At 32.0% G+C, this 10,541-nt stretch carries 9 protein-coding genes; 6 read left to right on the top strand and 3 right to left on the bottom strand.

The genetic code is table 11. The annotated features are described in order from the left end of the window. The 5 genes from B2X73_RS12860 to B2X73_RS12840 all read left to right on the top strand — a co-directional run. Window positions 1-1,105: DHH family phosphoesterase (locus tag B2X73_RS12860; protein WP_349679906.1), on the top strand; the 1,105-nt coding region annotated here is incomplete at its 5' end. Next, window positions 1,105-1,632 carry an FKBP-type peptidyl-prolyl cis-trans isomerase gene (locus tag B2X73_RS12855; protein ID WP_115000909.1) on the top strand — a complete coding sequence of 176 codons (528 nt, stop codon included), beginning with the start codon at window positions 1,105-1,107 and terminating at the stop codon, window positions 1,630-1,632. The genes B2X73_RS12860 and B2X73_RS12855, both read left to right, overlap by 1 nt. A gap of 25 nt (window positions 1,633-1,657) precedes the next feature. Then, window positions 1,658-2,737: a peptidylprolyl isomerase gene (locus tag B2X73_RS12850; RefSeq protein WP_291049136.1), complete on the top strand. Its 1,080-nt coding sequence runs from the start codon at window positions 1,658-1,660 to the stop codon at window positions 2,735-2,737. A gap of 101 nt (window positions 2,738-2,838) precedes the next feature. Further along, window positions 2,839-3,450, top strand: coding sequence for a sugar-binding domain-containing protein (locus tag B2X73_RS12845; protein ID WP_286495215.1), 612 nt, complete (start codon window positions 2,839-2,841; stop codon window positions 3,448-3,450). Continuing rightward, window positions 3,411-5,057: a glycoside hydrolase family 2 protein gene (locus B2X73_RS12840; RefSeq protein ID WP_313636225.1), complete on the top strand. Its 1,647-nt coding sequence runs from the start codon at window positions 3,411-3,413 to the stop codon at window positions 5,055-5,057. Before B2X73_RS12845 ends, B2X73_RS12840 begins: the two co-directional genes overlap by 40 nt. A 65-nt stretch (window positions 5,058-5,122) precedes the next feature. On the opposite strand, the gene B2X73_RS12835 is transcribed toward B2X73_RS12840, so the two are convergent. Continuing rightward, window positions 5,123-6,094: an N-acetylornithine carbamoyltransferase gene (locus tag B2X73_RS12835; protein ID WP_286495216.1), complete on the bottom strand. Its 972-nt coding sequence runs from the start codon at window positions 6,092-6,094 to the stop codon at window positions 5,123-5,125. A gap of 86 nt (window positions 6,095-6,180) precedes the next feature. Next, window positions 6,181-7,062: a DUF72 domain-containing protein gene (locus B2X73_RS12830; RefSeq protein ID WP_286495217.1), complete on the bottom strand. Its 882-nt coding sequence runs from the start codon at window positions 7,060-7,062 to the stop codon at window positions 6,181-6,183. A gap of 180 nt (window positions 7,063-7,242) precedes the next feature. Here B2X73_RS12830 and htpG point away from each other — a divergent pair, with 180 nt between their 5' ends. Next, on the top strand, window positions 7,243-9,120 hold the full coding sequence (gene htpG / locus B2X73_RS12825) for a molecular chaperone HtpG (RefSeq protein ID WP_286495218.1): 1,878 nt from the start codon (window positions 7,243-7,245) through the stop codon (window positions 9,118-9,120). Between the two features lie 638 nt (window positions 9,121-9,758). Here htpG and B2X73_RS12820 read toward each other — a convergent pair. Continuing rightward, window positions 9,759-10,529: a succinate dehydrogenase/fumarate reductase iron-sulfur subunit gene (locus B2X73_RS12820; RefSeq protein WP_038337216.1), complete on the bottom strand. Its 771-nt coding sequence runs from the start codon at window positions 10,527-10,529 to the stop codon at window positions 9,759-9,761. Window positions 10,530-10,541: the final 12 nt, after the last annotated feature.

Below are 10,541 nucleotides of genomic sequence, written 5' to 3'. Positions count from 1 at the left end.
AACAAGAAAACCTCCAAATTTGGAGGTTTTCTTGTTCAAAGCAATTTACAATATCACTTGTTTGTTTATCTTTGCAACTATGCAAATGACAAATTTCGAAGAGCTAAAAGCTCTGTTAAAATCAACCCCAAAGAAAATTGCAATTATACCGCACAAAAATCCTGATGGAGATGCGATAGGTTCTACATTGGCGATGTTTCATTATTTGAATAAATTGGGACATACGTGTAACATTGTTTCACCAAACGATTTTCCGAAGTTCCTAAAATGGATGCCTTCAGCAAAAGATATTGTAATTGCAGATTACCGACCAAAAGTTTCTGAAGCAATTATACATCAAGCTGAGTTGATTTTTATCTTAGATTTCAATACTGTAAAACGAATTGATGACTTAGGAAACTGGGTTGAACGTTCGAAAGCTCCAAAAATATTAATCGATCATCACCGCGAACCAGATACATTTGATTTTATGTATTCGGATATCGAAATGCCTGCGACTTGTCAAATGGTTTATAATTTTATCGAAGCGATGAATGATTTAGATAAAATTGATAAAGGCATTGCTGAATGTATTTATACTGGAATAATGACGGATACAGGCGGATTCCGTTTTCGTAATACATCGGCAGATACGCATAGAATTGTAGCAGAGTTAATTGATAAAGGTGTAGAAGTAGATAAAGTTACTTCTTATGTAAACGATTCACAAACACAAGGACGATTAAAGTTATTATCATTAACTCTAAATAATCTAACTTTTTTACCAGAATATCGAACAGCTTTCATGTTTTTAAAACGTGAAGATTTACTAGCAAATGGTTTTCAAAAAGGAGATACAGAAGGTTTTGTAAATTATGGTTTGAGTGTAGAAAATTTTATCTTTTCTGTAATTTTTATTGAAGACACACATCATAATTTCATTAAAATTTCGTTACGTTCGAAAGGTGATTTTGATGTGAATGAATTCTCTCGCAAACATTTCAATGGCGGCGGTCATATGAATGCTTCTGGAGGTCGTTCGGATATGAATATGGAAGAAACAATTGCTTATTTCCAATCCCTTTTACCAGAATATCAAGAAAAATTAGCTAGTATCGTTATCTAATGAAAAAAGTTATTTTATTCACTTTCGCTGTTTTTGCGTTAATGAGTTGTGATCAAAAAGTCATACAATATCCCGTTTCATATTCCAATGACGATTTTATGAAACGTTCGCAAGAACGTGGAAAATTATTGCATCAAGAAGAATTACAATGGTTTGATGATTATATGAAAACATCTGACCTAAAATTTGTTAAAACGAGTTCGGGCTTTTGGATTTCAAATAGTGGTCAACGAACAGCTTCTACAGCAAATAATGGAGACTACATCGAATTTGAATATCAAGTAACTGATCTCGAAAACAATATTTTATATTCGTTTAACGATAATAAAGTTCAGAAAATAATTTTAGGAAAAGCTGATATTGTGAGAGGTTTACAAGCTGGTTTGCAATTAATTCCTGAAGGTGAAACTGCTAAATTATTATTACCTTCGTTTTTAGCTTATGGAGGTTATGGTGATACACAAAAAATTGCTCCAGACTCGCCTATTATTATGGATGTAAAAGTTTTAAAAATAAAAAAACACTAATAAACACAAAGACTGTAAAGTTAAAATGAGAAAAATATTATTAATCTTAACTGTCATCACTACTCTTGTTAGTTGTGGCGTTAAAATTCCAAAATCGATGAGTAAAGAAGAATTTAAAAGTTTAGAAGACGGATTGTATGCAAAAATGACAACAAATCATGGTGCAATGACAATCAAATTATACGAAGAAGAAGCTCCAATGACTGTTGCTAACTTTGTAGGATTAGCAGAAGGTACAAAAGAAAATAAAGCAAAAGCAAAAGGAATTCCTTTTTATGATGGAATCATTTTTCACCGTGTAATCAAAGATTTCATGATTCAAGGTGGTGATCCAGACGGAAGAGGTACAGGTGGACCTGGTTACGATTTCGAAGATGAGTTTCATGCAACATTAAAACACGATAAAAAAGGTGTTTTATCTATGGCAAATTCAGGACCAGCAACAAACGGGTCTCAATTCTTCATTACAGAGGTTCCAACTCCATGGTTAGACGGTAAACACACTGTTTTTGGACAAGTTGTAGAAGGTTTAGAAGTTGTAGATTCTATTGCTAATGTAGAAAAAACAAGAGATGACAAACCAGTTGTTCCAGTTGTGATTGAGAAAGTAGAAATCGCTCGTAAAGGTGATAAATACGCCAAATATAACGGTGGAGAAGCTTTTGAAACTGCAAAAGCAAATCATGCAAAAAAACAAGCTGAAGCTGAAGCGAAAGCAAAAGCTGAAAAAGATGCTGAAATTGCTCGTCAAAAAGAATTAGAGGCTAAAGCGCAAACTACTCCTTCTGGATTAAAATATGTAATTTTAGAAGAAGGAAACGGAGCAAAACCTGTGCAAGGAGATCCAATTCAAGTACATTATACTTTACGTTTAAATGATGGTGAAAAATTAGATTCATCTTACGATCGCAATCAACCACTAGACGCAACAGTTGGTGTTACAGGATTAATCCAAGGTTGGATGGAAGCATTAACAATGTTCAACAGAGGTTCTAAAGTTTTCTTAATTATCCCTGCCGAATTAGGTTACGGATCAAGAGGTGCTGGAGGTGTTGTACCACCAAATGCAACTTTATATTTTGATATGGAAGTTTTAGATAAATAATTTATCTATTCAAAATAAGTAGAAAAGCCACTCAAATCGAGTGGCTTTCTTTTTTGCCTACATTTTTGAAATTACTATTTTTACTGCTTATCAAAACTCACATGAAAAATTTAACATCTCTAATTTTACTCTTTATCGGTTTACAAATAGTAAATGCACGAGAAATAGTAAACTTCAACTCTAATTGGAGCTTTAAAAAAGGGCCATTTACCACTGCAGAAATTAATTACAATTCTATCTTCAAAGGCGATTGGCAATTGGTTCAAGTTCCACATACATGGAATGCAACTGATATGCAAACGAACCAAGTTACACCTGGTTTTTATAGTACAAACGAGCGTTTTTATGTGGGTGATTCGTATTACAGAAAATCTTTTACGCCAAAAACAAACTGGAAAGGTAAACGAATCTTTATCAAATTTGAAGGTGTTGGAGCAAATGCAGAAGTTTACATGAATAATTCTCCTTTAAAATCAACTCAAAATAAGAACAAAGTAAGCTATCAAAGTGATGTAAACAACGGAAATTATAATTTTGTAGGTCGTCATCAAGGTGGATATTCTGCTTTTGTTTTGGAATTGACAGGAATGTTAAAATTTGATCAAGAAAATGAAATTTTGGTTAAAGCTAATAACGAAGAAAATCCAGCAATTATTCCTGTTAATCATGTTTTATTCCTGTTTATGGCGGAATTTATCGTCCTGTTTCGTTAATTGTTACTGATCCTATCAATATTGCTGTAAATGATTTTGCTTCGGCTGGAATTTTTATTTCTCAGAAAAATGTTAGTAAAAAATCGGCTGATATTCATCTTAAAGTCAAAGTTGATAATAAATCAGCTCAAACAAATAACATCGAAATTTTCACTTCGATCATCGATCATAACAATAAAACTGTAAAGTCTATCAGCACTCCTTACACTCTATCACCACAAGGAAGACAAGAAATTATTCAAGATATTAAGGTTAATAATCCACATTTATGGAATGGATTAGAAGATCCATATTTATATAAAGTAGTGACACAAATCAAACAAAATAATCAAGTTTTAGATGAAGTAACACAACCTTTGGGTATTCGTAAATTTGAACTAAAAGCGAACGAAGGTTTCTTCTTAAACGACAAAAAATATCCGCTTTATGGCGTGACAAGACATCAAGATCGCTGGGGAAAAGGTTCGGCTTTATCAAATGAAGATCACGATGAAGATTTAGCAATTATAAAAGAAATTGGTGCAACTTCTATTCGATTAGCTCATTACCAACAATCTGATTATTTTTACTCGAAATGTGATAGTCTAGGATTGATTGTTTGGGCAGAAATTCCGTTTGTGAATCAGGTTACAACCTTGGAAGAAAATAATGCAATGCAACAATTAAAAGAGTTGATTCGTCAAAATTACAATCATCCATCTATTTACACTTGGGGATTACACAATGAAGTTTATTCGCCAAATAATTACACCATCGAATTGACAACAAAGCTAAATGACTTAGCTAAAACAGAAGATTCTGATCGTTATACAGTACAAGTAAGTGGTTATAATGTGGTCGATCATCCAGTTAATAATAATGCGGATATACAAGGAATTAATCATTATTTTGGATGGTACAATGGCGAAGTAGAAAATTTGACAGACAAAGAAGATGTTGAAACTTGGGCGAATGAAATTTCGAAAAAATTCAAAGATTACAAAATCATTTTCTCTGAATATGGCGCAGAAGCAAAACCTGAAGATCAAGTTGAAGTTGCTGGGAACTATGGAAATCAATGGAGTGATCCTGCATTTTTTCCAGAAGAATTTGCAACTAAATTTCATATTGTTCATTGGGCAACAATAGAAAAACATCCAATATTTTTGGGATCTTATGTTTGGAATACTTTCGATTTTGCAACGCCTATTACACGATTAAATGTTAATCCAAGAAATTTCAAAGGTTTGGTTTCGTTTGATCGAAAAATTAAAAAAGATCCTTTTTATTGGTATAAAGCAAATTGGAGCAAAGAACCTGTTGTTTATTTAACGCAACGTAGAATGGTAAATAGAGGAAATGAATTTACAACTGTTACAATCTTCTCTAATCAAGGAACGCCAACGTTAACTGTAAATGGTAAAAAGATTGAAAATGTAAAAAATGGCTATAATAAGATTCATTTCGTTGCTGAAAATGTTCAATTGCAAAAAGGTGAAAACATAATCATTGCAGAAACTAATCTTAATGGAAAAACCATTTCAGATAAGATTATTTGGAACTATGATTCAAAATATAAAACTTCTCAAAAAGAAGCCACTACGAAAGATATTCATGTTGGACTTTAGTGAGAAATAATATCATTAAAAAAGGCTTAAAAATTAATTTTTAAGCCTTTTTTAATTGTAGTTTACTACTTATTTTTCAAAATCTCGTGAAAAACGGTTTGAGCTGAGAAAATTCGGTTCGTTGCTTCATCAATTACGATAGAACGATCAGAATCTAAAACTTCATCAGATACTACTACATTGCGACGAACTGGTAAACAATGCATAAATTTTCCGTTATTTGTCAAATTCATTTTATCCATTGTCACTTCCCAATCCTTATCACCATCATTCGGTTGACCATAATTTTCATAAGAAGACCAGTTTTTTGCATAGACAAAATCAGCATCTTTCAACGCTTCATCTTGATCATAAGCAATCGTTGCTCCATTAGTAAATTTTGGATCTAACTCCAAACCTTTTGGTTGTACAACTGTAAAATCTACCCAATCTACCTTAGAAAACCATTGCGCAAAAGAATTCGGAACAGCTTGTGGCAAACGACGTGGATGCGGCGCCCAAGTCATCACAACTTTCACTTTCTTTTCAGGTTTTGTCCCAGGCGTATAACCCGTTTTTTCTGCAATTGTAATTAAATCAGCAAAAGACTGTAATGGATGTAAAGTTGCACTTTCCAAAGAGACAACAGGAACAGAAGATAATTCTTTTACTTTATTGAACATGATTTCGTTATAATCTTCATCACGATCTACTAATTTCGGAAAAGTACGAACGCCTAAAACATCACAATACGCACTCATTACCTGAATTGCTTCTTTGATATGTTCTTGCGTATCTCCGTTCATCACAGCACCATCAGCCATTTCCAATGTCCAAGAATCTGCTCCAGCATTCAAAACCCAAGCATTTGCTCCAAGATTATAAGCCGCTTTAATAGAGCTTAGACGTGTACGTAAACTTGGATTAAAAAATATTAAACCAATTGTTTTGTTTTTACCAACCTCTTGTTGAGCAAAAGGATTTGCTTTAATTTCTAAGGCTATTTTTAGTAATTCGTCGATGTTTTCTACATCATTAACCGAAGTAAATTGTTTCATAATTGAGAAGAATCTTTTGTTTTATTTGTTCTGCAAAATTAGTTGAAACAATCGAGGTTTAAAGAATTATTTTTTCTAATTTTCACTTAAAACAACGTCAATTCATCTTGCGGACTACGAATATCTAAATCTAAATCATTGTTTAATTTCTTAATAAAATATTTGGCTAACATTGGCGATTCTAACTCTAAATTTTGATGAATAAAGAAATACAATTTCTGCAAACCTTCTGCTTTCCAAAGTTTAATTGTTTCAATCCATTCATCCAAACGCTCGTAATCAGATGGAATATTTGCTCCAACAAAACGCACAAAAGCTTCATTCGAAGTCAATCGCATATGCACCATATCTCTCCTACCCGCTGTATCAACAATAATATTTGAAATGTTATGCTTTTCTAATAACGAAACCAATCGATTAAAATTTTCTTCGTTCGAAAACCAATCTTCATGACGAAGTTCTACAGCTAACGGATAACCTTTCGGAAAATTTTGAATGAAATTTTCTAATTTTTCAAAATCTTTTGGAGCAAAATTTTCGTGCATTTGTAAGAAAATCATTCCTAATTTTTCTTCAAATAACGCAACTGCATCCAAATATTGATTCAATTTATCTGTCACATTTTGCAATCGTCCATAATGACTAATACTTTGTGGAATTTTCGGGAAAAATTTAAAATCTTTTGGAGTTTTATTTACCCAAGTTTCGACATTTTCTTTACTTGGCGAACGATAATATGTCGCATTTAACTCGATACTATTAAATTGCGTTGAATAATAACTCAATTCATCTTTTGTTTTAGGCGGATAAAAATTCTTCAAATCTTGCTTATTCCATTTTGCACAGCCTACATATACTTCGAAATTATCTGATTTATCAACTTTATTCAACAAATCAATCGTTTCTTTTGGCGTTTTTGGCAATGTAAAATCAACCAATTCTGGGTTTTCTACTTTTCCGAATTTCATCTTTCTAAATTTGAACGAAAATTAAGCAATTATAAGCAGTTCTCATGATCTATTTTACGACAAAATGTCAGAAAAATTTCATTTGGAATATCTTTTGAAATTTACATTCCGTCTACAAATCTCATGATTTAGACTATTTACAAGAAAAACTAATTATTAAAAATAAAAAATACAATAACGATGAATAAAGGAAATATTAATGTTTCGGTAGAGAATATCTTTCCATTAATTAAGAAGTTTTTATACAGCGATCACGAAATCTTTTTGCGTGAGTTGATTTCGAATGCTTCTGACGCAACCCTGAAATTAAAGCATTTAACAAGTATTGGTGATGCAAAAGTAGAATACGGAAATCCAAAAATTGAAGTAAAAATCAATAAAGACGATAATACTTTACATATTATTGACCAAGGTTTGGGAATGACAGCTGATGAAGTTGAAAAATACATCAATCAAGTTGCTTTTTCTGGTGCAGAAGAATTTATTAATCAACACCAAGATGCAGACGGAATTATCGGACATTTTGGTTTAGGTTTTTATTCTGCATTTATGGTTGCGGATAAAGTAGAAATCATTACAAAATCATACAAAGACGAGCCAGCAGTTCATTGGACATGTGATGGTTCTCCTGAATTTACCTTAGAAAATTCGGATAAAACCGAGCGTGGAACTGAAATCGTTTTACACATTGCTGAAGATTCGAAAGAGTTTTTAGACGAATGGAAAATCCGTGAATTATTGAATAAATACAATAAATTCATGCCAATTCCGATCAAATTTGGAACGAAAAAAGAAACACTTCCTTTACCAGAAGGTGCTGCTGAAGATGCTAAACCAGAGGAAATCGAAGTTGATGATATTATCAATAATACAAATCCGGCTTGGACAAAAGCGCCATCAGAATTGTCTGACGAAGATTATCAAAATTTCTACAGAGAATTGTATCCAATGCAATTCGAAGAACCTTTATTCCATATTCACTTAAATGTTGATTATCCATTTAATTTGACTGGAATTTTATTCTTCCCAAAATTAGGAAACAACATCAATATTGATAAAGATCGTATTCAATTATACCAAAATCAAGTATTTGTAACAGACGAAGTGAAAGGAATTGTTCCTGATTTCTTGATGTTATTACGTGGTGTGATAGATTCTCCAGATATTCCATTGAATGTTTCGCGTTCGTACTTACAAGCTGATGGAGCTGTGAAGAAAATTTCGGCACATATTACGAAAAAAGTGGCGGATAAAATGTCTTCATTAATGAATCAAAATCGTGAAGATTACGAGCAAAAATGGAACGATATTAAAGTTGTAATTGAATATGGAATGATTTCGGAAGATAAATTCTTCGAAAAATCTGACAAATTTGCATTGTATCCAACAGTTGATGGTAAATATTTTACTTGGGATGAATTAAATACTGCGATTAAAGACAATCAAACCAACAAAGACGGAAAATTAGTAATTCTTTATGCGTCTGATGTTGATGGACAAGATCAATACATACAAATTGCGAAAGAAAAAGGTTACGAAGTAATTTTATTAGATTCTCCTATTTCTTCTCACTTGATTCAGAAGTTAGAATCTACAAAAGAAAATGTAACATTTGTTCGTGTTGATGCGGATCATATCAATAATTTGATTGAAAAAGATGAAGTTAAAATTTCCAAATTATCTGATGATGATAAAGAAAAATTGAAAACTGAAATCACAGAATCAATCAACAATAAATCATATACAATTCAATTAGAAGATTTATCTGGAACAGATGCACCTTTCATCATTACGCAATCAGAATTTATGCGTCGTATGAAAGATATGCAAGCTTCTGGCGGAGCTGGGATGTTTGGAATGGGTAATTTCCCTGAAATGTATAATGTTGTTGTGAATGCAAACTCGGATTTAGCAACAGAAATTTTAGCTAAAGATTCGAAAGAAGAAAAAGAAGCGTTGATTAATCAAGCATTAGATCTAGCAAAATTATCGCAAGGTTTGTTAAAAGGTAAAGAATTAACAAATTTTATCAATAGAAGTTTTAAGAACATTAAATAATCTCAGAACACTATATTTTAGTAATCTTAAACTTAAAATCCAGCACATAATGTGCTGGATTTTTTATTTCTAAATAGATTTATTGATGTGTTAAACTTTTAAAATTAATCTGAAATAATTTGCAAAACATGATTTTTGTCATTAATTTTACATCAAGGAATTAATAATTATTCGTTCAGGACTTCAAAATACTTTAGTTGTTTTGAAACAGAACATTAAAATTAATAGTTGTTTTTCCACAAAATAACGAAATTTTTAAGCCGACAGAGAATTTTCATAATAAGGTGAAAATTAATTCAAATCATTATCAAAAATTTCGGGAAGGATTTCAAGAAATTGAAATCCTTTTTTCCCTAGACGTTCTTTTTAAATCGATTTTGCTCATAGTTATTGCATAGGATTAATAGTCTCTCATATATGAGTACATTTCATTTATTATTTACAATAGATATTTGTTCTATTTATAAAAATTCTTTTTTATAATCATTTAAAAAGAACAAGTTACAATGGACTTATTCAGAAGAAAGAATTTGACATTGGGAAGGATTTCAAGAGATTGAAATCCTTTTTTTTTGCAATTATTATAACAAAAAAAGAGCGACAAACATGTCGCTCTTTTAATATATATCAGAATGTTATTATTCTTGTGATACAATTTTTGCAGATAAATACTCACGGTTCATACGTGCAATGTTATCTAAAGAAATTCCTTTTGGACATTCGATTTCACAAGCTCCTGTATTTGTACAGTTACCAAAACCTTCTAAATCCATTTGTGCAACCATTTTTTGAGCACGACGAGCAGCTTCTACTTGTCCTTGTGGTAACAATGCGAATTGAGAAACTTTAGCTCCTACGAATAACATTGCAGATCCATTTTTACAAGTTGCAACACAAGCTCCACAACCAATACATGTTGCAGCGTCGAACGCTTCATCTGCATGCATTTTGTTTACTGGAATATTGTTTGCATCTACTGTACGTCCTGATGTATTTACAGAGATGTAACCACCAGCTTGTTGGATACGGTCGAAAGATGAACGGTCTACAATTAAATCTTTGATTACTGGGAATGCAGCAGATCTCCATGGTTCGATGTAAATCGTTTCACCATCTTTGAACATACGCATATGTAATTGACAAGTTGTAACACCTCTATCTGGTCCGTGCGCTTCTCCATTGATGAATAAAGAACACATACCACAAATACCTTCACGACAGTCGTGGTCGAATGCAACTGGCTCTTTTCCTTCCTCTATTAATTGCTCGTTTAATAAATCAAGCATTTCTAAGAAAGAAGAATCAGTAGAAACATCTTTTAAGGAATATGTTTCCATTTTTCCTTGAGCATTAGCGTTTTTTTGACGCCAAATTTTCAGCGTGATGCTGATTGTTTTTGATGATGCCATAATTCTATATGA

Source organism: Empedobacter sp. UBA7252 (genome assembly GCF_002472765.1).
Classification (GTDB): Bacteria; Bacteroidota; Bacteroidia; order Flavobacteriales; family Weeksellaceae; genus Empedobacter; species Empedobacter falsenii_B.
Note: the sequence above shows the minus strand (reverse complement) of the source record. Positions and strands in the feature narration are given on the sequence as shown.

What these genes read in the sequence shown, in the direction of transcription:
- B2X73_RS12830 (WP_286495217.1), bottom strand. Translation starts at nt 7,062, where the DNA reads ATGAAATTCGGAAAAGTAGAAAACCCAGAATTGGTTGATTTTACATTG.
- B2X73_RS12820 (WP_038337216.1), bottom strand. Translation starts at nt 10,529, where the DNA reads ATGGCATCATCAAAAACAATCAGCATCACGCTGAAAATTTGGCGTCAA.
- htpG (WP_286495218.1), top strand. Translation starts at nt 7,243, where the DNA reads ATGAATAAAGGAAATATTAATGTTTCGGTAGAGAATATCTTTCCATTA.
- B2X73_RS12845 (WP_286495215.1), top strand. Translation starts at nt 2,839, where the DNA reads ATGAAAAATTTAACATCTCTAATTTTACTCTTTATCGGTTTACAAATA.
- B2X73_RS12850 (WP_291049136.1), top strand. Translation starts at nt 1,658, where the DNA reads ATGAGAAAAATATTATTAATCTTAACTGTCATCACTACTCTTGTTAGT.
- B2X73_RS12835 (WP_286495216.1), bottom strand. Translation starts at nt 6,094, where the DNA reads ATGAAACAATTTACTTCGGTTAATGATGTAGAAAACATCGACGAATTA.
- B2X73_RS12855 (WP_115000909.1), top strand. Translation starts at nt 1,105, where the DNA reads ATGAAAAAAGTTATTTTATTCACTTTCGCTGTTTTTGCGTTAATGAGT.